General features: G+C 40.8%; 28 protein-coding genes. 9 read left to right on the top strand and 19 right to left on the bottom strand.

All coding sequences use genetic code 11. From position 1 onward, the window contains the following. Positions 1-43: 43 nt before the first annotated feature. From atpA to WC407_RS10905, 16 genes are all read right to left on the bottom strand, one after another. Positions 44-1,561, bottom strand: a complete 1,518-nt coding sequence (atpA, locus tag WC407_RS10980) for a F0F1 ATP synthase subunit alpha (protein WP_373022707.1) — start codon at positions 1,559-1,561, stop codon at positions 44-46. Positions 1,562-1,582: 21 nt separating this feature from the next. After that, complete coding sequence (locus tag WC407_RS10975) at positions 1,583-2,119, bottom strand: F0F1 ATP synthase subunit delta (protein WP_373022706.1); 537 nt, start codon at positions 2,117-2,119, stop codon at positions 1,583-1,585. Then, positions 2,120-2,635, bottom strand: a complete 516-nt coding sequence (locus WC407_RS10970; protein ID WP_373022705.1) for a F0F1 ATP synthase subunit B — start codon at positions 2,633-2,635, stop codon at positions 2,120-2,122. A gap of 8 nt (positions 2,636-2,643) precedes the next feature. Beyond that, positions 2,644-3,066 carry a F0F1 ATP synthase subunit B' gene (locus WC407_RS10965; RefSeq protein ID WP_373022704.1) on the bottom strand — a complete coding sequence of 141 codons (423 nt, stop codon included), beginning with the start codon at positions 3,064-3,066 and terminating at the stop codon, positions 2,644-2,646. A gap of 68 nt (positions 3,067-3,134) precedes the next feature. Then, positions 3,135-3,980 (bottom strand): ParB/RepB/Spo0J family partition protein, encoded by an 846-nt coding sequence (locus WC407_RS10960; RefSeq protein ID WP_373022703.1) that lies wholly within the window; start codon positions 3,978-3,980, stop codon positions 3,135-3,137. 12 nt (positions 3,981-3,992) lie between these two features. Further along, a complete protein-coding gene (locus tag WC407_RS10955) occupies positions 3,993-4,775 on the bottom strand; it encodes a ParA family protein (protein WP_373022702.1) in 783 nt (260 codons plus the stop codon). Beyond that, complete coding sequence (locus WC407_RS10950; protein WP_373022701.1) at positions 4,772-5,407, bottom strand: biotin--[acetyl-CoA-carboxylase] ligase; 636 nt, start codon at positions 5,405-5,407, stop codon at positions 4,772-4,774. The genes WC407_RS10955 and WC407_RS10950 overlap by 4 nt, the downstream gene beginning before the upstream one ends. After that, a complete protein-coding gene (gene fmt, locus WC407_RS10945) occupies positions 5,388-6,299 on the bottom strand; it encodes a methionyl-tRNA formyltransferase (protein WP_373022700.1) in 912 nt (303 codons plus the stop codon). Before fmt ends, WC407_RS10950 begins: the two co-directional genes overlap by 20 nt. Beyond that, a complete protein-coding gene (gene proB / locus WC407_RS10940) occupies positions 6,299-7,069 on the bottom strand; it encodes a glutamate 5-kinase (protein ID WP_373022699.1) in 771 nt (256 codons plus the stop codon). Before proB ends, fmt begins: the two co-directional genes overlap by 1 nt. After that, entirely contained in the window at positions 7,066-8,163 is a 1,098-nt protein-coding gene (obgE, locus tag WC407_RS10935; RefSeq protein ID WP_373022698.1) for a GTPase ObgE, read from the bottom strand. The genes proB and obgE overlap by 4 nt, the downstream gene beginning before the upstream one ends. 118 nt (positions 8,164-8,281) lie before the next feature. After that, on the bottom strand, positions 8,282-8,539 hold the full coding sequence (gene rpmA / locus WC407_RS10930; protein ID WP_299972282.1) for a 50S ribosomal protein L27: 258 nt from the start codon (positions 8,537-8,539) through the stop codon (positions 8,282-8,284). 23 nt (positions 8,540-8,562) lie between these two features. Then, positions 8,563-8,871, bottom strand: coding sequence for a 50S ribosomal protein L21 (gene rplU, locus WC407_RS10925; protein WP_015654104.1), 309 nt, complete (start codon positions 8,869-8,871; stop codon positions 8,563-8,565). A gap of 61 nt (positions 8,872-8,932) precedes the next feature. Then, positions 8,933-9,304, bottom strand: coding sequence for a RidA family protein (locus WC407_RS10920; protein WP_373022697.1), 372 nt, complete (start codon positions 9,302-9,304; stop codon positions 8,933-8,935). A 4-nt stretch (positions 9,305-9,308) separates the two neighbouring features. Further along, positions 9,309-9,710, bottom strand: coding sequence for a thioredoxin family protein (locus WC407_RS10915; RefSeq protein ID WP_373022696.1), 402 nt, complete (start codon positions 9,708-9,710; stop codon positions 9,309-9,311). A gap of 30 nt (positions 9,711-9,740) precedes the next feature. Beyond that, entirely contained in the window at positions 9,741-10,838 is a 1,098-nt protein-coding gene (gene dapE, locus WC407_RS10910) for a succinyl-diaminopimelate desuccinylase (RefSeq protein WP_373022695.1), read from the bottom strand. 3 nt (positions 10,839-10,841) lie between these two features. Next, the gene (locus tag WC407_RS10905) at positions 10,842-12,863 is read right to left on the bottom strand and encodes a hypothetical protein (RefSeq protein ID WP_373022694.1); all 2,022 of its coding nucleotides are present in this window, start codon (positions 12,861-12,863) and stop codon (positions 10,842-10,844) included. Between the two features lie 145 nt (positions 12,864-13,008). Between WC407_RS10905 and WC407_RS10900 the strand changes: the two genes are divergently transcribed. Continuing rightward, positions 13,009-13,425: a PAS domain-containing protein gene (locus WC407_RS10900; protein WP_373022693.1), complete on the top strand. Its 417-nt coding sequence runs from the start codon at positions 13,009-13,011 to the stop codon at positions 13,423-13,425. Positions 13,426-13,434: 9 nt separating this feature from the next. Here WC407_RS10900 and WC407_RS10895 read toward each other — a convergent pair whose 3' ends face one another. Genes WC407_RS10895 through WC407_RS10885 form a run of 3 tightly spaced genes read right to left on the bottom strand, consistent with a single transcriptional unit; the run spans position 13,435 to position 16,237 of the window. Beyond that, positions 13,435-14,739 (bottom strand): MATE family efflux transporter, encoded by a 1,305-nt coding sequence (locus tag WC407_RS10895; RefSeq protein ID WP_373022692.1) that lies wholly within the window; start codon positions 14,737-14,739, stop codon positions 13,435-13,437. A gap of 11 nt (positions 14,740-14,750) precedes the next feature. Beyond that, positions 14,751-15,035: a hypothetical protein gene (locus tag WC407_RS10890; RefSeq protein WP_373022691.1), complete on the bottom strand. Its 285-nt coding sequence runs from the start codon at positions 15,033-15,035 to the stop codon at positions 14,751-14,753. Continuing rightward, positions 15,032-16,237, bottom strand: a complete 1,206-nt coding sequence (locus tag WC407_RS10885; RefSeq protein ID WP_373022690.1) for an MFS transporter — start codon at positions 16,235-16,237, stop codon at positions 15,032-15,034. Before WC407_RS10885 ends, WC407_RS10890 begins: the two co-directional genes overlap by 4 nt. A gap of 93 nt (positions 16,238-16,330) precedes the next feature. Here WC407_RS10885 and WC407_RS10880 point away from each other — a divergent pair, with 93 nt between their 5' ends. The 8 genes from WC407_RS10880 to WC407_RS10845 all read left to right on the top strand — a co-directional run bounded on the left by WC407_RS10880 (position 16,331) and on the right by WC407_RS10845 (position 21,770). Beyond that, on the top strand, positions 16,331-16,717 hold the full coding sequence (locus tag WC407_RS10880) for a flagellar protein FlaG (protein ID WP_373022689.1): 387 nt from the start codon (positions 16,331-16,333) through the stop codon (positions 16,715-16,717). A 72-nt stretch (positions 16,718-16,789) separates the two neighbouring features. Then, entirely contained in the window at positions 16,790-17,170 is a 381-nt protein-coding gene (gene fliS, locus WC407_RS10875; RefSeq protein ID WP_373022688.1) for a flagellar export chaperone FliS, read from the top strand. Further along, positions 17,151-17,405 carry a hypothetical protein gene (locus tag WC407_RS10870; RefSeq protein WP_373022687.1) on the top strand — a complete coding sequence of 85 codons (255 nt, stop codon included), beginning with the start codon at positions 17,151-17,153 and terminating at the stop codon, positions 17,403-17,405. The genes fliS and WC407_RS10870 overlap by 20 nt, the downstream gene beginning before the upstream one ends. Before the next feature lie 88 nt (positions 17,406-17,493). Beyond that, positions 17,494-18,711 (top strand): argininosuccinate synthase, encoded by a 1,218-nt coding sequence (locus tag WC407_RS10865; protein WP_373022686.1) that lies wholly within the window; start codon positions 17,494-17,496, stop codon positions 18,709-18,711. Positions 18,712-18,723: 12 nt separating this feature from the next. Next, positions 18,724-19,464: a ferredoxin-thioredoxin reductase catalytic domain-containing protein gene (locus tag WC407_RS10860; protein WP_373022685.1), complete on the top strand. Its 741-nt coding sequence runs from the start codon at positions 18,724-18,726 to the stop codon at positions 19,462-19,464. Between the two features lie 12 nt (positions 19,465-19,476). Further along, positions 19,477-19,923, top strand: a complete 447-nt coding sequence (gene rplI / locus WC407_RS10855) for a 50S ribosomal protein L9 (RefSeq protein ID WP_373022684.1) — start codon at positions 19,477-19,479, stop codon at positions 19,921-19,923. Between the two features lie 9 nt (positions 19,924-19,932). Further along, on the top strand, positions 19,933-20,811 hold the full coding sequence (era, locus tag WC407_RS10850) for a GTPase Era (RefSeq protein ID WP_373022683.1): 879 nt from the start codon (positions 19,933-19,935) through the stop codon (positions 20,809-20,811). Further along, the gene (locus tag WC407_RS10845; RefSeq protein ID WP_373022682.1) at positions 20,805-21,770 is read left to right on the top strand and encodes a murein L,D-transpeptidase family protein; all 966 of its coding nucleotides are present in this window, start codon (positions 20,805-20,807) and stop codon (positions 21,768-21,770) included. The genes era and WC407_RS10845 overlap by 7 nt, the downstream gene beginning before the upstream one ends. Positions 21,771-21,772: the final 2 nt, after the last annotated feature.

Raw genomic sequence — 21,772 nt, 5'->3', positions numbered from 1 at the left:
TTAATCTGTCGTTGAATCTCTTTCAAGTTAGCCATAAAGATCCTTATTCAGCAACGAAAGTAGATTTAAACTCTTCGAGTGCTTTTTTCATCATTGCCATCGTTTCATCATCAATTTTAGATGTTTTAGCGATATTTTCGAAAATTTGAGGATAAGAAGCCTCTACGAACGGATAAAGATCCGCTTCGAATCTAACAACATTAGAAGCAGCCATATCATCGAGGAAACCTTCGTTACCTGCGAAAATAATCAATGATTGTTTCTCAGCTGAAAGTGGAGAATACGGAGGTTGTTTCAACACTTCCACCATACGTTGTCCACGCTCAAGTTGTTTACGGCTTACTTCGTCAAGGTCAGATGCAAACTGAGCAAACGCTTGAAGTTCACGGTATTGAGCCAAATCAAGACGCAATGTTCCGGCAACTTGTTTTGTTGCTTTGATTTGCGCAGCACCACCGACACGTGATACCGAAAGACCGACGTTGATCGCAGGACGGATACCTGAGTTGAACAAGTCTGTTTCCAAGAAAATTTGACCGTCAGTGATCGAAATAACGTTGGTCGGGATATACGCCGCAACGTCACCCGCTTGAGTTTCGATGATTGGAAGAGCAGTCAAAGAACCGGCACCCAATTCATCGTTCAATTTCGCTGCACGCTCTAACAAACGAGAGTGTAGATAGAAAACGTCACCCGGATACGCTTCACGGCCCGGAGGACGGCGAAGGATCAATGACATTTCACGGTATGCTACCGCGTGTTTTGAGAGGTCATCATAAATGATCAAACCGTGTTGTGCATTATCACGGAAATATTCACCCATTGTTACACCGGTATACGGAGCAAGGAATTGAAGAGCTGCTGCTTCAGAAGCCGGTGAAGAAACGATGATGGTATATTCCATCGCGCCAGCTTCTTCAAGACGACGAACAACTTGAGCAACGGTTGATTCTTTTTGTCCGATAGCAACATAAACACAAAGAACACCGTTCCCTTTTTGGTTGATGATAGTATCGAGCGCAACCGTTGTTTTACCTGTTTGACGGTCACCGATGATCAACTCACGTTGTCCGCGTCCGATCGGAACAAGAGCATCAATCGCTTTAATACCGGTTGCCATTGGTTCATGAACCGATTTACGAGCCATGATCCCTGGAGCTTTTTCTTCTACGAAACGCATTTCTGTTGTTTCGATTGGTCCTTTTCCGTCGATCGGCTCACCAAGAGCGTTCACAACACGACCGAGAAGAGCTTTACCGACAGGAACACGTAAAAGACGTCCAAGACGTTTAACGCTCATTCCCTCGCGAAGGTCTTTACCTTTACCAAGAATAACAACACCTACGCTGCTCTCTTCAAGGTTCATTACTAGACCGCGAGTGCCGTCTTCAAATTCAACCATTTCTCCGGCCATAACATTGTTTAAGCCGTATACTTGGGCGATGCCATCTCCGTATGAGACGATTTTACCGGTTTCATTAATATCTACATTAAGTTCGAAATTCTCAATTCGTTCTTTAATAATCGAACTGATTTCGTCTGCTTGTACTTTTGCTACCACTACTTTCTCCTTTCGCGAGGGTTAAATTGCTTTTAAAATATGCTCAACTAATTGAGCATTGAGGCGGGTTTTCGAAAAATTGATCTCGATATTAAGATCATCGACTTCAACGCGAACCCCATCAAAGGTTGATGGAACAAACTCCAAAGAGATGGTTGCACCGACTTTGTTACCGAGGTCACGTGCGATCATGTCAATTGAATTTTTATCGATTGCACTGTCGCAATAAACACGCCCTTTATAAAGACGTTTGACACGTCCGATTTCACGGGCCAACCCTTCTGCTAATGCAGGGATTAGGTCCAATCGGCCATTTTCTGCTAATAATTTGATCAAATTGTTTGCAACTTTACTGTTAGCCGGGGCTACCATATCCAAAACCAAAGCGGTTTTAGTTTCAGTGCTGACATCACTACTGCGCATAATCGTGATAAATTTATCACTTTCAAATGCAGTCGCAACGCTATTTAGCAATTCTGATAAATTATCAAGTGTAACTTGATCACAGAGTTCAAATAACGGTTTAATATAACGCTTTGCGATTAATTCATATTGCATTTAGGCTACCTTCTTTTTCAAGATCTCGGTCATAGCTTCTTTATCCAAAGCTGCACCGCCGCCGTTCATGACATCATTCATCACTTCGCTAACCGTTTCACGAACCATTTTACGCTTCTCAAGTTCCATTAACGCATTGCTTTGTTTTTGGATTGTCTCAAGATCATGGTCGCATTGTGTCATGATTTTATCACTCAACAATTTATTCTCTTTTTTAGCATGCTCACTCAATTCACTTGCAAATCTCATTGCATCGTCAATCTTGCTTTCTGCAGCCTCTTTGAGACGTTTTGATTCACGGAGACGCTCTTGAACTCTTTCAAGTTCACCCGCAATTCCCGTACTTCTACCGACAAAATAATTTTTGACCGGTTCTGCCAACACATAAACCAAAATTCCAGCAAAAATCAGGAAGTTTACCGTTCGTTGAACAATATCCGTAGAGCCCTCATGCGCAGCATCCGATCCAAATAGATAGGCGCCGAGCAGTAATAAAGTAACGATTATTTTACCCATTGCATCCCTCAAATCTGACTTAGTTTTGCTGAGACAGCTGCTTGAAATGCAGGAACTTCAGCAAGAAGACCTGATTTCAAACGTGCGCGCTCTTCAGACAATGCGTCTTCAAACTTCGTATACTCTTGTGCCATTTCAGCACGTTTTGCCTCTATTTTGCTATTTGCTGCCATCTTAGCCTCAGCAATAACTTTTTCTCTTAATGCCGCTGCTTCCAGTTTGGCATCACTCACAATCTTTTCAGCTTTTGCATGAAATGCAGCGATTTCAGCATCGTTGTTACCAACTTGCTCCAAATCTTTTTTAATATCTGCATCCCGTTTTTCCATATAGCTGAAAAGAGGCTTGTAAAGCAAACTGTTTAGTACGGCAATAAGGACAAGGAAGACAATCAGTGTGCTGCCTAGCAGCATCGGACTTATATCTAACATACCACCTCCTAAAAGTTGCGTGATTATACAATGTATAAATTGAAGGGATAGTTAAACTGCGGATGATATTAACGAAGAGAGATTAAAAATGATTCAATTTGCATCATATCTGCAAATTCAATTGTCAATTTTTGTCCTTTAACGCTACTTTTATAACCAAGAGAAGTTAATCGTTTTTGCAATGGGCTTAAATCAAGCCCATCCGAATACTCACTGATAGATGTTGTCGAAGCGATCGGAAATTTAATTTTTTTAGCCATTTGTTCCACTTCACGAACACTAAGCTTTTGCCCAATAATAGAATCAATCATCATCGCTTGCTCTTTGGGTTCAAGAGAAACAATCACTTTTGCGTGCCCTGCAGAGATTTTTCCTTCGATTAAAGCTTTACGCCCTTTTTCGCTTAATTGAAGCAAACGAAGGGTATTGGTAATTTGGGTACGGCTTTTATGTACCGTAAGGGAGAGTTGTTCGTGAGTCAATTCATGAATTTCAATCAACTCTTGATACGCCTGAGCCAAATCAATTGCATTAAGTTCATCACGCTGAATATTTTCAATTAATGCGTGTTGGCGCATTTGTTCGTCACTCACCGATACAATGATTGCTTTAATTGTTTTGGTTTTAGCAAGTTTACTCGCACGAAGACGTCGTTCTCCTGCAATCAAAATAAATCCGTCTAAATCTTCTTTAACGACGATCGGCTGAAGCAATCCATGGGTTTTAATCGATTCACTAAGCTCAGCTAAGGATTCAGGGTCAAAGTGTTTACGAGGCTGATAAGGATTGGGGCGAATTTTCCCCAACAGGATCTCTTCGACTCCCCCTTTTTTAGGAAGTTCATTATCATACGCTTCTTCAATCTCGCTGAGCAATGCCCCCAAACCTCGACCCAATGCAGATGCTTTTGCCATACTTAAAACCCCTTACGCGATGATAGCGTGTGCTAAATCTTGATACGCCATCGATCCGCTTGATTTTACATCGTACAAAATAGCCGGTTTTCCGAAACTCGGAGATTCAGCCAATTTCACATTTCGTGGAATAACAATAAAATCGTCTGCTGCTGATTTAAACAGTTTTGTCTGAAAATGTTGACGCAAATCGGCAAAGACCTGACGTGAAAGGTTGTTTTGCGCACTGTACATCGTCGGTAAAAAGCCCTTAATCGTCAATTTTGGATTAATCGTTTTACGCACCAATTTAACGGTATTAAGAAGTTGTGCCAATCCTTCCAATGCAAAAAATTCACACTGAATCGGAATAATGACCGAATTGGACGCCGAAAGTGCATTAATCGTCATCGGCCCAAGTGCCGGAGGAGAATCGATAATGATGTAGTCGTATTCCTCTTTCACCTGTGCAATCGAACGCTTTAAAATCAATTCACGTCCCGTAGAATTCCCTGCATCATAGTACTCTTTTTCAATTCCTACAAGACCAATGTTGGATGGGGCAAGAAAAAGTTTAGGGAGGGATGTTTTTAAAATAATTTCTCGTAGTTTTTTTGCACCGATCAATACATGATAAATATTGAATTCATAATTGTTGCGATGATAGCCAAGGGATGTGGTTGCATTGGCCTGAGGATCAGCATCGATCAGGAGCACTTTTTTTTCTGCTACAGCTAACGAAGCGGCTAAATTGACAGCGGTAGTGGTTTTACCCACACCCCCTTTTTGGTTTGCTATAACTATAACTTCACTCATCGTAGGCTATACATCCTTTGGCCATCGCACTCTAATGACCCGTCTTCTAATAAGAGGGCATCTTTCAACGCGATTTTTTCATAATTGTGGTGGGTAAAAAAAACTCTGCTATGCTCAAATTCTATCCGGTATTTACTAAAAATCTGCTTCCACGAGGGCAAATTTTTAAACAAAGCACTATAAGCTTTTGTTAAATTGTATGGAGTAACGCTAATATCAACAGTTGAAAAACCTTCCGGTGCCGACACAAGATTAAGTCCAATCCCACACACAAGGTTTTCTCCGACTAAGTTGGTGATCACTCCACCAATTTTTGTCTCACCTAAATAAAAATCATTCGGCCATTTCAACCAAATATTTGACCCTAACGAAGCAAGTAACTCTTTCATCAGAAAAGCTAAATAGATGGAAGAGGATTCTAATTTTAAATCTTTGGGAAGTGTAGAACGGGCAATACCGACTGAAATAAAAAGATTTCCTTGGTTTCCGATCCAACTATTACCTCGGGACCCCTTCCCCATCGTTTGAGATGAAGCACCGACACATACCGGCACTTGCAAGTGTGAGGCTTTAAGTTCTTCTATCAGAAAGCTTTGAGTCGATTCAAGTGACTCAAACCAATGAATATCCACACCCTATCCGTTTTCCGTTAAGATAATCCACAATTGAGGTTTCTTGCTTAGACGGAGCTTGCACCCTCATAATACGGAGTGATCCCTTTTTACACTGAATGAGAGCACTCTCTTTGTCAACAGAGGTGATCATACCGATATCCCCGATACTTCTCTCTTCTTCCAATCGCATTGCTTTGATTTTAAGTCCACTCTCAAGATAAATGCCGGGCCAAGGAGTAAATGCGCGATAACGGTTATAAATTTCTCGCGCATCTTCAAATGTTACCAAACCATCGCTCTTGAGGATTTTTTTACAGTGACTCGCCTCTGCACCGTTTTGAGGAACAGCACTATGCCGATCCCATGTGCGTATTACATCCAATGTTAAATTTACTGCTACTTCGGTGAGTTTTTCATACAGCGTTGATATCATCTCATCGGGTTCGATCTCTACCGTAGCCGTTTTAATCATTGCTCCCGTATCTAACCCCTCATCCATCCACATGGCAGTCACACCACTTTGGTGATCATTATGGAGCAAACTTTGTTGAATCGGGCTGGCACCTCTGTAGTAAGGTAAAATCGAAGCATGAAGATTAACACAAGGGGCATATTCTAAAATTTCTTTAGGCAAAATTTGCCCGTATGCCGCAACAATAATCATATCGCATTGGATTTTTAACAATTCTTCAATAATCTCTTTATCGCGTAAACGATTCGGTTGAATAACACGAATACCTGCTTCTTGCGCTAAACCTTTTACAGCCGGAGGGGTCAATACCCCTTTTCGTCCTACCGGTTTGTCCGGCTGAGTATAAACGGCTACAACCTCGATATCTTCAGCTTCTATCAAGGAGTGTAGTATCGATGCCGCATAATCGGGTGTCCCCATAAAAACAATACGAGTCATTAAAATTCCTCTGCCGCTTTAAACAAACTGCCTCCGCGATGTTCCCCAGCAATCAAAAAACTTTTTGCATCGCTTAGATCAAATCCGCTTGCCAAGAACATCGCTCCGCTGTGTTTGAGAAGAAAATCGGCCGCTTTGAGTTTCGTCACAATTCCTCCTGTCGCAAAATTATGATTCGGAGTAACTTCCAACGCAAGTTCCTCGGCAGTTATACTCTCGATTCGTGTCCTTACCTTTGCATCGCTGTGATTACGAGGGTCTTTATCGTAATAAGCATCGATGTCAGATAAGATGACTAATAGCTCAGCCCCAAAATGATGTGCCGCATATGCGGATAATTGGTCATTATCACCCAAAACCAACTCTTCCGTTGCCGTTGCATCATTTTCGTTGATAATAGGGACAACATTGTGCTGCAGGAGAGTTTCAATCGTATCTTTTGCTTTTTGGGACTCTTCGATGGTATTGAAATTGGCAGCTGTGACCAATACTTGGGAAGGGAGAATATTATGTTGTTCAAACATCTTGCGATATTTGTTCATCAAAATCGGCTGGCCGATAGAGGCGAGGGCTTGTTTGTTCGCCAAAATCTTTTTATCGAGTTTAAGTTCGGTATATCCCGCTGCAACTGCACCGGAAGAGACCAAAATCACCTCATAACTTTTTTTGAGTTCTGCAATAAAATCTACAAGACGCTGCATCCGATCTTTTGCGATTCGGTTTTGTTCGCTTAAAACGGCGCTACCGACTTTAAGAACGATCCGCTTCATGCGCGCTCCGTTACGACCATTTGATAGAGTGCATAGGTTAATGGTTTAATATTAAGATTGATCGCCGATGAGATCGGTGCGATAAATGCCGGTTTTGTACGGTCGTAAAATGCTTTGTCAAAATCTTCCTGCTCATATACCGGATACTCTTCACTAAAAGCAAATCGGCTTTTTTTAACGGGAGCAAAATTAAGCAATTTTAAAAATGCATTGGTTTTTTCTATGGCCTCTTCAGGGCTCATCGCATCGGCACGTGTAAGAGCGATCGCGAAATTGCGTTCTGCAAGCAATGGAGAAAAAGAGGCAAGCTCTTTTTTAAGCGTTTCATACTGATATTGGAGTTCATGGTACGACGCTAAATCGATCATAAACAACAAGGTTTTCGTACGCTCAATATGGCGTAAAAATTTAAGCCCAAGCCCTTTTCCCTCAGATGCTCCGCCGATAATACCCGGAATATCCGCCATAATATAGGAGTCAAATTCACCGATATTAATTTGTCCAAGCTTCGGAGTGAGCGTTGTAAACTCATAATTTGCCACTTCCGGACGAGCATTGGATACGGTGGAAATAAGAGTCGATTTTCCCACATTTGGAAATCCGACCAATCCTACGTCTGCAATCAATTTTAGATCAAGCCGAACGACACGGGTAACTGCCGGTTCACCCGGCTGTGCATACATCGGTTTTTGGTTGGTAGAGGATTTAAAGTGAACGTTTCCAAGACCACCGCGTCCTCCTTCTAAAAAAAGAACCTCTTTACCGTCTTCTAATAGATCCAGTAAAATTTCACCCGTTTCAACATCAACCACTTGTGTTCCCGGAGGGACAACAACGACAAGACGCTTACCCGCTTTTCCAGCCATATTAGATCCTGCACCCGGTTGCCCTTTGTCGGCTTTTAGGTTTTTATTCCCTTGGAAGTGAGCAAGGGTATGGGTATTATTATCCACACGAAAATAGACATCTCCGCCACGTCCGCCATCACCACCGTTAGGGCCACCTTGTAAGACGTATTTTTCTCTTCTGAAAGCAACGCACCCTTGCCCGCCTTTGCCCGATGAAACGGTAAGTTCTACGCTATCGCTAAACATTGATTATCCTTATATGACTTAACACTACACTTTTATACAAAAGTACACAATTAAGAAAAAATGGTTTTGGAAATAAAACTATTAAGAATCGGGCGAAGATGCCCGATAGAGGAAAAAATTAAGCGGCAGGTACGACAGAAACTTGTTTACGTTTTTTGTCTTTACGTTCAAACGCAACGACACCGTCAACCAACGCATATAATGTGTGGTCTTTACCCATACCGATATTTTTACCCGGGTGAACTTTTGTTCCGCGTTGGCGGATAATGATATTACCCGCTCTTACAAACTCACCACCGTATTTTTTGACACCGAGTCTACGTCCCGCTGAATCGCGGTTATTCTGTGTACTACCCTGACCTTTCTTATGAGCCATGCTGTCCTCCTACTTTAAAATAATTACGCAGCGATCTTAACGATACGAACGCGTGTGTGATCTCTTCTGAAACCACGTTTCAATTTGCTGTCTTTACGACGACGTTTTTTGTAGATCACGACTTTACGGTCACGACCTTCATTGATAACTTCAGCTGTAACAACAGCACCCTCTACGAATGGAGTACCGGTTTTAAGTTCACCATTATTAACGGCAAGAACTTCTTTGATTTCGACGGTGGTTTTAGGATCAAGTCCCATTTTATCGAACAAAAGGATATCACCCTCTTGAACTTTATACTGTTTTCCGCCGTTTTTGATAATTGCGTACATTAGCGTTCCTTACTTACAAGTCTACAAAAAGTGGCGAATTATAGCCAACGTATATTTAAGCTTAAATTAAAGCGATCGCATCGATCTCAACAAGTGCATTTTTAGGTAACGTTTTCACGGCTACCGTAGAGCGTACAGGCTTATGTTCCCCGAATGCTTCACCATAAATTGTATTCACCGCCGTAAAATCATCCATATCTGCCAAAAAGATCGTTGTTTTGATCACTTTATCAAAAGAACTTCCCGCAGCTTCCAAAACAGCTTTGAGATTCGAGATAACTTGAGCACATTGTTCACTCACATTTCCATTTACCATATCACCGGCAGGTGTAAGGGCAATTTGACCTGAGGTAAATATCATACCGTTGGCAATCATTGCTTGAGAATAAGGGCCAATTGCCGCCGGGGCATTAGGAGTTTGTATCGTTTTCAAAGCGTTATTTTCCTTTATTATATTTTAGTATGGCATCATCAAGAATGGATTGATAATCCTCTACCGACCAATATCCCGGCATCGAATAGATAACCTTGCCGTTTGCATCTAAAAAATAGTTCATCGGCACCATTTTAGCGCTCAAAGTTTTTGGATAAATACTTTTATCACGTGTAACATGAACTGTCACAAATTTTGAATTCAATTTAGAAATCACATCTTCATTCTGAAGTGTTGTCGCTTCAAATTTACGGCACCATCCGCATTGTTCACTCGTAATAAGCACCAGCAACGGTTTAGACTCTTTTTTCGCTTTCATCTGTGCTTGCTCGTAAGTGTCATTCCACACAATTTCAGCAGCAACAAGGTTAACCATTAAAAATGCTAACAAAGCTAATTTTTTCATTCTTGCCCTTTCGATTAGTAAAACGGAATTTTATCGAAAATTATCAATCAACTTTGTAAAAACAGCGTAAAGATTTTGCACCTCATCAATGGAAGTCCGCTCATTGGGGGAATGAATCGTATCATTGATTACACCAAACTCGATCACATCAATCCCGTATGCAGCTATAAATCGTGCATCCGATGTTCCTCCGGCGGTAGAATGTTTTGCCATCCTGCCACAAACTGAATTAATCGCTTTTTGAAGTGCCCGGACAATAGAAGTATCTGCATCGGTAACAAACGGATTGGCCGATTGATCTAATGTTAGCGTATACTCTAAGTGCTCTAAATGTAATGCGATAAATTCTTTAATTCTCTCTTTGTCGGTTCGGGTTGAGTTACGGACGTTAAACATCATCTTGAGTTTGCCCGGTGAAACATTAGTCGTCTCAATTCCCGCACGGATATCGGTAATCACGATCTGACTAGGGGCGAAGAATTCATCCCCCTCATCTAAAAAAGCTCCTGCAATTTTGGATAATTCCGGAGCAATCTGGTGTATCGGATTAATTGCTTTTTCAGGGTAAGCCGCATGTCCCTGCTTGCCGATAATCTCAATTACACCATTGATTGAGCCTCGGCGCCCTACTTTGATCGCATCACCAAATCGCTCTTCACATGTCGGCTCGGCAACGACAACGGCATCAGGGAGGAGATTATGCTCTTTAAGATACGCCAGTACTTCAACCGTTCCGAATTTCGCCGGCCCCTCTTCATCAGATGTGAGTAAAATTGAGAGAGTACCCTCAAAATCACTCGCTTCTTTAAGCGCTTGGGAAAATGCCGCTACGCCACTTTTCATATCCTGAGCACCGCGCGCATAAATGTATCCATCCAATTCTTTTGCTATAAAGGGATCACTATACCACCCTTCTCCGGCAGGGACGACATCCACATGTCCGGCGAAACACAAATGCTTTCCTTCTCCAAAACGGCGGTAGGCAAAAAGATTTTTTACTCCTCCCCTGTCAATCCGTACCGTCGTAAAATCGGCTAAATAGTCTTCAAGGAAATCAAAAATTCCTCCATCCTCCGGAGTTTCACTTTTGCTTTCCAATAGTTTTTTAAAAAGTTCGATTACATCCACATACTATCCTTGTAATTGCGTCTCATATTCCAGACGCAAACCTTGCGGCGTCATTATAATTCGCTCAACTTTGATTTTGTCTTCAATTATCTGACGGCGGTGCAGATCACAAAGTGCTATAAGATGGTGATGCTCTTTCGAAATAGCCCTTTTTTGATCCGTTCTGACCAACGTGCCGCAAATAATACATTCACATGCTACAACATCACGGTAACGTTTAATATTCTCTTTTTGATGTCCTAATTCCAAGATATCATACTCTTTGGCAAGATTTTCTCTTAAGCGCTTGGCATTGTCTAAAAATGATTTTTGCATATGGAGCGATTCTGCAAATTCGAGACCATAAACACTGCTACCACGACCCGATTTTAAAATACGGTCATATATCAAACGATCTCCGTCATCATCGTATCGAACACTCAGGTGCAAACTGACCACCTCACGAATACGTGTCAATTCATGTACCATTGAGAGCTGATGCAAATGGGTTGTCATTAAAAACAAACACCCTTTTTTAGAAAGTTCCATAATGGTACTGGCAACGATAGCAACCGCAGAAAGGGTTTCGGTACCGTGGCTGATCTCATCACCTAAAATAAGCGACCTTGACGTTGCACGGCTAAAAATTGTGTTCAATTCCAACATCTCTACCCCAAAGGTAGAGAGTGATTTTGCCACATTATCCCGAGATTGAATACGGGTATAAATCCCGTCAAAAAGGGAAAATTTCATTGTTCTAGCCGGTACAAAAAATCCCGCTTGTGCTAATGTCGCCGCAATTCCGATACTTTTCATCAGTGATGATTTACCACTGGAATTAATCCCGTATAAAAGTACACCACGGATATTCGATCCGTCATGTACTTTAGAGTCTAGCATTACGGTATCGGGATAAGGTAAATCAAGATAATCACGATTCCCCATAACAATATCATTAGGGACATAAGCGATCCCTTGGGCTTCAACCAACAAATGACGCAATCCACTCATTTGTAAAAAATTTTCTTTTGCAGATTCTACAATAACCGGACGGGTGAGCGCGTATTTTTGAGCATTAATGGCTGAAGCAACCGCTACATCGATTTGAGAAATCCACGCTATCGTATCTCGCATTAACATCGCTTGGTTTTCTATCCATTGGTATTCTCGATAATGATTTCGCAGTTCAATATCCCATCCATCCATAATTTTATGCTCGGGAAGCAAATGAACAAGTTTATGTTTTACACAATAAAACTGAATCTCAATGACAACATTTATTGCCGTAATAAAGTTGTCTATTTGATTATAAGAACGATTTTGAAGCTGCCACCATAAGAGTTCAATATCTCCAATTAATTGCAAATGTTTTTCTAATAATGCGGCATGCGGATTCACCGCTTCAATCCAATCCAGTCGTAGATTAAGTTCGACCGTATCTTTGATCGGCAAAAAAAGACGAAATCGACCCAGCCGTTTTCCCATAGGGGTAGACATCGTTAAAAAAAGTCTGGTAATACTGGGGAGTCTTTCATCAATCGTTGTCATCTCCATCTGTTCCAGCGCATTATTTCCCAACTCCACTAACTGTGCTGTTTCTAAAATCATTGGTAGCGTATAAGATATCCCATTTGAATGACTCAAGTAATCAGCAAACAAAGCAAGTGCTTGTGCACACAAAGGTCTCATTTCTAAATTTAAATGTTCTATGGGGGTCAGGAGTGAATAAACATTAAAAACTTTTTTAAAAAGGGTGTTTTGTTCCATTTCATTGAAAACACGATCATCATAGCGGTACTCATACATTGCAAAGTTACTGGCAATTTCGTCAAAAAACGCTTTGGAAGATGCCCCAATAATAAGACGGCGACTATTGGTAACAAAAAGCAGATGCAATACCCTATCAATAGCCCCATAAGGGTGTGAAGGTTCGTACTCAATCTCGCACAGCCATCCTCGTAGACCATAAGGTTCAAACATAGCCAGACCAATAGAATATCCGCCACTCTTATGATTAATAAATAAAGCTGCTTGGAATTCTTGCATTACGGTAAACCACCCAATTGATCCATTTTATAAAGATAATTATACTCATTCCTTCAAAAAACAGATGCCTTTAACTTTAATTTTAGTAAGAACCGCGTTATAATCACATTCTTATACTTTTAATCTAATTTTAGGATTTATTATTATGAAACGCCCTACTCCCGTAGATGAAGAAGTTTTATTTGACGGACGCAGCCTTATCTCCGAAACAGATACCAAAGGGATTATTACCTACGTTAACCGCAAATTTACGGAAATGACCCTCTATTCCGCTGTTGAAGCCGTTGGACAGCCACACAGTATTTTACGCCATCCTGATATGCCAAAAGCGGGGTTTGAGGGGATGTGGAAGATCATCGAAAGCGGTAAAATCTGGGAAGGGTATGTCAAAAACCTTCGTAAAGACGGTAAATTTTATTGGGTTGTCGTCCATATCGTCCCAAAACTTAATGAAGCGGGAGAAATTATCGGCTATATTGCCTCACGTAAAATGCCAGACCGTAACCGTCTCAAAGTTATCGAAGAGCAATATGCCCAACTCCTTCGAGAAGAAAAAGCTTAATTATCTAACTCAAAGAGTGGTGTGAAGCCACTCTCTCTTTTGGTACACTTGCCAAAACCACCACCCTTTAATATACACTTCTACCGTCATTGCCACATAAACCCAAACAATTTCCCATCCCATTACCATAACCACATAGGAGGGAATAAGCCGAAAAAGCCATAAAGAGAGGGTATTGATACGAAGGGTAGTTTTGGTTGCCCCTGCCCCTCGAAGTGCCCCGCTAAAAACAAACGTTATAGCCAAAGGAATTTGGGTAATACCTACAAGACGAAGATAAATCGATGCATGCTCAATCGTTGCCGAATCATGGGTAAACCATGATGAAAGGTATTCAGGAAAAACAAATAAAACAATACCGACGCTTCCCATAAAAACTGCCGCGATTTTGGCACTTAATATCCCTGAAGCGTACGCCGTCTCATTCTTTTTAGCTCCGATATTTTGCCCTACAAGAGCCATCGCTGCTACGGAGAATCCAAAACCGGGCATAAAGGCAAGAGCCTCTATTCGTAACCCGATTTGATAACCTGCCATAGCCTGTGTTCCATACGATCCGATAATGATAATAAAGAGTAAAAAAGATCCAACCCCAATTAAACGTTCATACGCAGCAGGTAAGCCGATTCGAATTACCCGTTTGAAATCAATACGTGAAAAAATAGGTACAACATCTAAAACACCCCCGCGTCTGGCGAATATCCATCCATACGCTATCAAATTAAACGCATACGCACACAATGTCGCATAGGCTGAACCCGCTACACCCATGGCCTCAAACCCGCCATGCCCAAAAATAAAGAGATAATTTAGTCCAGCATTGATAAATGCAGAAAGAATTTTAATCACAAGAGAACTTTGAGTATCTCCCGCCGCAGAAAGTGCATTATACGCCAATGCATCCAAAAAAATCAGAGTCATCCCCAAGGATAATGTCCCAAAATACTCACTACCTAAGAGGATAACATCTCCCCCTGAGCCCATCCATCTAAATAAATCAGATGCAAAATACCATCCTACTGCACCAACGATCATAGAAAGGAATATTGCTATAGAAACACTCGTATAGACAACGCTTGATGCTCTGCGGCGACGAGCACTTCCAATATAACGAGCGATAAGGCTACTTGAACCGATAACGTATAGCGTCATCGCAACTTGAATCATCATCATAAACTGCATACTAAGTCCAACCGCAGCTAAGGCAGCAGCCCCCAGCGATCCCACCATAACCATATCAATCAAGATTTGTATAATGTCAAGCAGATGCTTAAATGCGGCCGGAATGGCTAATCGTAACACTCCTTGCCGCATTAACCTCACATTCAAGGGTGTAAAATCCTTGCGATCTCTTCCATTGAACCGAATAATTCCTCTTTCGTCTCAAACCGAAGCTCAATACGATTGGTAGGGACTTCACCGATAGGATCAAAATCACAAATTAATACATACGATTCTAGGGTAATGCGATCAGCTTTAAGTTCTGCCCATTCCAATGAGACCGACGCACTCTCTCCTCCTGCACTGATAAGTGCTGCAGGGTATAAACGGGTCACTTTTGCAAGATCAATTTTTTGTCCATCTGTTTCATACCATAATTCCCTATTCATCCAATCTCCTTTAAGCAATAATGGCGACGTATCCATCCGTAATAGAGAGCACAAAGGGTAAAAAAGCTACCTAAAATAAAAGTAATTGTTTCCAAAGAAATCGTATTTTTAGCCAAATATCCGATTAATAATGAGGTAAAAGCCCCCACTCCCAAGAAAATCATATCATTATACGCTACGACACGGCCGTAAAACTCACTGCGGATATGATGTTGCAATAAAGTATAGGTATAAGACCACAGCGTAGTAGTAACAAAACCCACTAAAACAGATGCAATCAAAGAGAGATAAAAGTTTTCCATCACCATTCCCCAAAGTCCTATAGTAATCGATTCTATGATAAAAAGCCACCCTAACCGTTTGTTATTCACCCAGTTTCCTAATACCATAGGACCAATCACCAAACCGACAGCACGGGATGCATTCAACAACCCGATTCCCAAGGATATCGCTATGATATTGGCATAGTAATGCTGCACAGATAATGCAATGAGCGCATCGAATGCAGTAAAGCCAAGCACTGCATGTAAAAGCATCAAGTGCAATACTACTTTATTGGTGCGAATATAACAATACGCTTCACGCATCATTATAATAAATCTACTGTCGGCATTTTCTGATTTTAAGTCAAACATTAGCCCTTTCAGAAGGAGTAATGCAAATACAAAAAGTCCTGCATCAAGGACAAAAGCGGCACGTATCCCTACCCAGTAAACGACAATCCCGCTTAATGCCATTCCAAGCGTATACGACAATGACCAAATAATAGAATGAATTTCATTCGCCACTTGAAGTGATTTCCCTTCCAAAATACGGGGAAGAAGTGACATTTCTACCGTAAAATGAAAACTTGATGCCCCCATGCGGACAAAAACCAAAATATATAAAAGCCATAACATCTCTCTATTAGAAACCAACAATAATAAAAGGGTGCAACCTATCTCAATCAATGTCAAAAGGATCATTAACTTTTTCGGGTGGATACGATCAATGATAACACCGCTTAACGGCGCTTGCAGTACTCCCGGCAAAAAATGTAATGCGGCAACAAGCGCAATAATCGTTGCATCAACCTGCATTTGAATCAGCAGCGTGTAAATCGCAACATTACTAAACCATGCCCCGAAATAAGCAATTAACTGAATAATGGAGAGCCGTTTAAGTACCGGTTCATTTTGTAAAAGAGTCCAATAGCGTTTCATAAATGCAAGAGTAACATGCGAGTCATTAAAGTTTTTATTCACTTGGACGATTTAGGGGTACGAAATGTTTTAGATACGTTAAGGAGAACGATCATGGAAATATTACAAGCCACTGCCAGAATGCAGCAGAGTCAAATCTCTACGCCCGCTAGTGCAGCTCCGAGTGTACAAAGTGTTCAGCAAATTCAGCAAACGCAAATCAATCAGGACAAAGCTGCTCAAGTAGATACTGAACAAAAAAGTTCAAAAGTCGGTTCGCAAGAACAAATGGATCAGCTAATAAAGCATCTTAATCTGTCGCTTGATCCATTTAATACATCACTCAAATTCGGATTTGACAATTCATCTAAAGATTTTTATGTCTCTGTCATTGACACCAAAACCAATCACATGCTTAGACGTTTTCCTTTAGAACAAGCTCAGATGTTGCTTCCTAAAATTCAAGAAGTAAATGGCTTGCTTTTTGATAAAAAAGGGTGAAGTATTATCGATATATCTTAGAATCATTTTAATACAAATATTATAATTCGAACAATCAATTAAGGGATTTACATGGTCGCAAATTTAGCATACAATACATATACTCAAAACAATGTAGGGATAGAATCTCCCGAAAAACTTATACAAATGATGTATGAGGGGATTTTACGCTTCAACATGCAAGCAAAACGTTCTATTAATGATGGGGATATAGAAAGACGCACTTATTGGATCAATAGATCCAATGCTGTTTTAACAGAGCTTATTAATGTTTTGGATTATTCTCAGGGTACAATCGCGCATTATCTATCAGGCCTATATACGTATCAACTTCGTTTACTTATTGAAGCCAATATTCATAATGATTCAACTAAAATAGATGAAGTCAATGGCGTCGTTAAAGGTCTCTTGGAAGCATGGAAAGAGAGTACGAATGTGGCTAACCAAGCTTAAAACGGCATTAGTATTGGGTCAACTCGATCGTATTGCATCTCTTATTGATGAGATGCCTACGTTTGAGACTCTCGAAGAAATGGAACAAGCAGCGTATCTACTACAAAATGTAAAAACATTTTTAGAAGCAGGTAAAGCCGAAACTTCACAAATATTGCAGCAACTCAAAAATACTATAAATTTCCTACAATCTACTCAAACCGATCAGCCACGTTCACTAAATCTCAAATTTTAACGCTTGTCTCATCATTTTTTTGCTAGAATCGCGCCATTAACTCCATTTTATGGAAAAAAGCAAGCCCGATAACTTCAAAAGGATGCACATGAAAAAAGAAGTCAAAAAAGTTGTTTTAGCCTACTCTGGCGGATTAGATACGAGTGTCATTTTAAAATGGCTGCAAGATGAGTATAAATGCGAAGTAGTTACTTTTACCGCCGATATCGGCCAAGGGGAAGAAGTTGAACCAGCCCGTGCGAAAGCAATCAGTCTAGGAATCAAACCGGAAAATATTTACATCGAAGATCTCCGTGAAGAGTTCGTACGTGATTATGTTTTCCCAATGTTTCGTGCCAACGCGATTTATGAGGGGGAGTACTTACTCGGAACATCGATTGCACGCCCTTTGATTGCAAAACGTCAAGCTGAAATTGCTCGTATCACAGGTGCCGATGCGGTCAGTCACGGTGCTACTGGAAAAGGAAATGACCAAGTCCGTTTTGAAATGGGCTACCTCGGACAAAACAGTGCACTCACCATCATCGCCCCATGGCGCGAATGGGATTTGAATTCTCGTGAAAAACTTCTAGCCTACGCCGCAGAACATGGGATCAAAATCGAAATGAGCGGTAAAAAATCTCCGTATTCTATGGATGCCAACCTCCTTCACATCTCATATGAGGGAGGAATTCTTGAAGACCCTTCCGCTGAGCCAGAAGAAAGTATGTGGCGCTGGACCGTATCTCCACAAGATGCACCCGATGAAGCCGAATACATCGAAATCGGCTACGAAAAAGGGGATCCAATAAGTCTAAATGGGAAGATTCTTTCTCCTGCAGTGATGTTGGAACAGCTCAATATTATCGCCGGACGTCATGGCATCGGACGCGCTGATATTGTTGAAAACCGATTTGTAGGAATGAAAAGCCGCGGATGTTATGAAACACCGGGTGGAACCATTATGATAAAAGCGCACCGTGCTATCGAATCATTAACACTTGATCGTGAAGAAGCGCATTTAAAAGACGAGTTGATGCCGCGCTATGCAAAACTTATTTACAACGGATTTTGGTTTGCTCCTGAACGTGAGATGCTTCAAGCCGCTATCGATAAAACACAACAAAATGTACGAGGTACGGTACGTTTGAAACTGTACAAAGGTAATGTCATGGTTGTCGGACGCAGTTCAGACCTATCCTTGTTCAATCCTGAGTATTGTACATTTGAAGAAGATTCCGTTTATGACCAAAAAGATGCGGGTGGGTTTATCAAACTCAATGCCCTACGCTTTATCATTGCCGGCAAAGCACGAAAAAACAAATAAGGAAATTTGAGTATGAGCATCATTAAAATAGATATGAATTCAGATGAATTCCAAGCTGAATTAGAAAAAACAATTAAATTTACAGACAAAGTAGTCAGCCAATTTAATTGGGCCTACAATCCTCAAGAAGAGATCAATGAGGGGGTACAACTCGGGCTAGCCCGTAATAAAATGATGTACAGTAAACGCTTTTGTCCTTGCTATATGGTTGAAGAAGTTGATGGCAAATATCAAAGTACCGACAACAGACTCTGCCCTTGTACTACTGCCATTGAAAAAGAGATACCGCAAGAAGGGGTATGCCACTGTCAAATTTTTTGTACTCCTGAATATGCGACGGCCAAACGAATGGAGATGGGAATTGAAGAAGTCACTCATCAGCATTCACGCGGTTTGACCAAAGCAGAGTGCGAAATGCTCTTAACCAAAAGTGATATCGACAGTGATGAATTAACAGCACTTTTCGAAGCACGTGAGCTCGGTATGGTCAAATTTAAAGTGGCTGACGTCCGTGAATGGATGGAGTGGAAAATGGGACGCATTGCTGGAGCTGATGTTTTGGTTCCGACCAGTAGTTTTTTCCAAACTCTTACAGAATCTAAATTAGAAAAAGACGAAAATATTATCGTTTACTGTCATGTTGGAAGCCGAAGTGCTCACTGCCAACGTATCTTAACCGATATGGGCTACACGAATATATCTAATCTTGCACACGGTATTGTAGGTTATAACGGCGAAATTGTACGCGGATAATTAAGGAAAAAAATGAAAGTTTTATTGACAAAAGATGTTAAAGGGGTCGGCAAAGCCGGCGAAATAAAAGAGGTTGCTGACGGTTATGGAAAAAACTTCCTTATCGGTAAGGGACTAGCTCTTGCAGCGACCAATGATGTTTTAAAAAAATACGAATCGGAACAAAAGAAAAAAGCGGCACAGGATGCTGCAGAAATTGATACGCTTAATGCGATAAAAGCAAAATTGGCTGATATCAAAGTTGTTATTAACAAAAAACTTGGAGACACCGGTCATCTATTTGGATCAGTTACTAAAGATGAGATCGCTAATGCTTTGTTAGAACAGCACAAAATAGAAATTGATAAAAAAGAGCTTGACGCCAAACATGGGATAAAAACCACGGGCGTGCATGACCTAGACCTTAAACTCGGACACGGCATCCACGCAATACTTCACGTAGAGATTCGAGGAGAATAAAGGAATAATATGAGCAAAGCAGGATTCGTCGCACTGATTGGACGACCTAACGCCGGAAAAAGCACTTTAATGAACTGGCTACTGGGCGAAAAAATCGCTCTGGTAAGCCAAAAAGCCAACGCCACTCGCAAGCGTTCTAATGCTATCGTAATGCACAAAGATGACCAAATTATTTTTGTAGATACTCCGGGACTTCATCAAGCTGAAAAACTCCTCAACCAATATATGCTCGAAGAGGCTCTTAAAGCGATAGGAGATTGCGATATCGTCGTATACCTCGCTCCGGCATCGGATAAACTCAGTTATTATGAAAAATTTTTAGAGATAAATGGGCAAAAACGACGCCACATCATCGTTCTTAGTAAAATCGATCAAATTTCTCAATCTGATTTACTCAAAAAGATCGGAGAATACAATCGCTACAGTGATCAATTTGAAGCACTTATTCCGATGTCTGTCACGAAAAATGTCGGAAAAAATGATCTTCTAGACACTATTGTTAAAAATCTTGCTGAGTCACCGTATCTTTATGATCCTGAAGATATGACAACAGAAAAAATACGCGATATCTATAAAGAATTTATCCGTGAAGCCATTTTTGATAATATCAGTGATGAAATTCCCTATGAATCAGACGTCATTATCGATAAAATTGATGAAGACGCACCAGTTGAACACATACGAGCAACCATTATCGTCGAAAAAGAGTCTCAAAAAGGGATCATTATCGGCAAAGGGGGAGCGGCTATCAAGCGTATCGGTAAAAATGCCCGTGAAAAAATTGAACGTCTTGCTTCTAAACCGGTTTATCTAGAGCTCTTTGTGTCCGTAAAAAAAGGGTGGACAACCGATAAAAAATTCTTAAGTGATTTAGGATACGAATGGTAAAAAAAATTATTGCATTTGTTGCTTTTGGATGTACCTTATTTTCATCAGATGTGATGTCCTTGTATAAAAACGGAGGAATGAAAGCAATCGAAAAAGAGATTGATCGAGGGTTGGGTGATGCTTCATATTGGATGGATATTCTTGCAGATCAAGATTTGCGATTCGGTTACTTCGAAAGCACCGATACCCTTTTAGCATGCAGCAAAGAGAAATCTACTCTTGAACTGTATACGCGCGATGCTCAGAAACACTTTGTTCTCTTAAAACGCTTCAGTGCATTTACAGGTAAATATGATGGGGATAAAATGACGGAGGGAGATCGTCGGACTCCTATTGGGATTTATGCCTTAACTCAGAAGAAAAGCAATGTAGACCCATTCTATGGTCCCATGGCTTTTGTCACCTCGTACCCTAATTTGTATGATCGGATTCGAGGCAAAAACGGCTCCGGGATTTGGATACATGGCGTACCTGAGCAAGGTGAACGCAATGAATTTACAAAAGGGTGTATTGTTATCAATAATTCAGATCTTGTACATCTGGATCACACCATCAATCCAGCGACAACTGTTTTAATTATAGATTCGCAAATTCAGCCTAAACATGATTTATCACCCTATTCTACGATAATGGGGGAGTTGTATCGATGGCGATATGCATGGATGTATAATGATTTCAATACCTACCTATCGTTTTATGGCCCTTCATTCAAACGTTTTGATGGAATGGATCTGAATCAATTCAAACTCTATAAACAACAAATTTTTGCCAAGAATGAAAGTAAATCTATTGTTTTAAAGAATATTCAAATTGTCCCTTACCCTGGAGATCAATCAAATCTCTATCTCATTACATTTGAGGAGCTTTATCAAGCTGATACCCACCGATTCAATGGGACAAAGACACTGATGGTTACATTGAATGTTGATAAATCGATCTCCATTCTATCCGAAGAGTAATC

This window comes from Sulfuricurvum sp. (genome assembly GCF_041651515.1).
In the GTDB taxonomy this organism is placed as follows: Bacteria; Campylobacterota; Campylobacteria; order Campylobacterales; family Sulfurimonadaceae; genus Sulfuricurvum.
Note: the sequence above shows the minus strand (reverse complement) of the source record. Positions and strands in the feature narration are given on the sequence as shown.

Coding starts and splice junctions, on each gene's coding strand:
- WC407_RS10860 (WP_373022685.1), top strand. CDS start 18,724: ATGAGCATCATTAAAATAGATATGAATTCAGATGAATTCCAAGCTGAA.
- WC407_RS10895 (WP_373022692.1), bottom strand. CDS start 14,739: ATGCGGCAAGGAGTGTTACGATTAGCCATTCCGGCCGCATTTAAGCAT.
- WC407_RS10905 (WP_373022694.1), bottom strand. CDS start 12,863: ATGCAAGAATTCCAAGCAGCTTTATTTATTAATCATAAGAGTGGCGGA.
- WC407_RS10960 (WP_373022703.1), bottom strand. CDS start 3,980: ATGGCAAAAGCATCTGCATTGGGTCGAGGTTTGGGGGCATTGCTCAGC.
- WC407_RS10885 (WP_373022690.1), bottom strand. CDS start 16,237: ATGAAACGCTATTGGACTCTTTTACAAAATGAACCGGTACTTAAACGG.
- WC407_RS10880 (WP_373022689.1), top strand. CDS start 16,331: ATGGAAATATTACAAGCCACTGCCAGAATGCAGCAGAGTCAAATCTCT.
- fliS (WP_373022688.1), top strand. CDS start 16,790: ATGGTCGCAAATTTAGCATACAATACATATACTCAAAACAATGTAGGG.
- rpmA (WP_299972282.1), bottom strand. CDS start 8,539: ATGGCTCATAAGAAAGGTCAGGGTAGTACACAGAATAACCGCGATTCA.
- WC407_RS10900 (WP_373022693.1), top strand. CDS start 13,009: ATGAAACGCCCTACTCCCGTAGATGAAGAAGTTTTATTTGACGGACGC.
- rplU (WP_015654104.1), bottom strand. CDS start 8,871: ATGTACGCAATTATCAAAAACGGCGGAAAACAGTATAAAGTTCAAGAG.
- WC407_RS10845 (WP_373022682.1), top strand. CDS start 20,805: ATGGTAAAAAAAATTATTGCATTTGTTGCTTTTGGATGTACCTTATTT.
- WC407_RS10865 (WP_373022686.1), top strand. CDS start 17,494: ATGAAAAAAGAAGTCAAAAAAGTTGTTTTAGCCTACTCTGGCGGATTA.
- WC407_RS10870 (WP_373022687.1), top strand. CDS start 17,151: ATGTGGCTAACCAAGCTTAAAACGGCATTAGTATTGGGTCAACTCGAT.
- obgE (WP_373022698.1), bottom strand. CDS start 8,163: ATGTTTAGCGATAGCGTAGAACTTACCGTTTCATCGGGCAAAGGCGGG.
- WC407_RS10975 (WP_373022706.1), bottom strand. CDS start 2,119: ATGCAATATGAATTAATCGCAAAGCGTTATATTAAACCGTTATTTGAA.
- WC407_RS10965 (WP_373022704.1), bottom strand. CDS start 3,066: ATGTTAGATATAAGTCCGATGCTGCTAGGCAGCACACTGATTGTCTTC.
- WC407_RS10890 (WP_373022691.1), bottom strand. CDS start 15,035: ATGAATAGGGAATTATGGTATGAAACAGATGGACAAAAAATTGATCTT.
- proB (WP_373022699.1), bottom strand. CDS start 7,069: ATGAAGCGGATCGTTCTTAAAGTCGGTAGCGCCGTTTTAAGCGAACAA.
- fmt (WP_373022700.1), bottom strand. CDS start 6,299: ATGACTCGTATTGTTTTTATGGGGACACCCGATTATGCGGCATCGATA.
- WC407_RS10915 (WP_373022696.1), bottom strand. CDS start 9,710: ATGAAAAAATTAGCTTTGTTAGCATTTTTAATGGTTAACCTTGTTGCT.
- era (WP_373022683.1), top strand. CDS start 19,933: ATGAGCAAAGCAGGATTCGTCGCACTGATTGGACGACCTAACGCCGGA.
- rplI (WP_373022684.1), top strand. CDS start 19,477: ATGAAAGTTTTATTGACAAAAGATGTTAAAGGGGTCGGCAAAGCCGGC.
- WC407_RS10955 (WP_373022702.1), bottom strand. CDS start 4,775: ATGAGTGAAGTTATAGTTATAGCAAACCAAAAAGGGGGTGTGGGTAAA.
- WC407_RS10970 (WP_373022705.1), bottom strand. CDS start 2,635: ATGGGTAAAATAATCGTTACTTTATTACTGCTCGGCGCCTATCTATTT.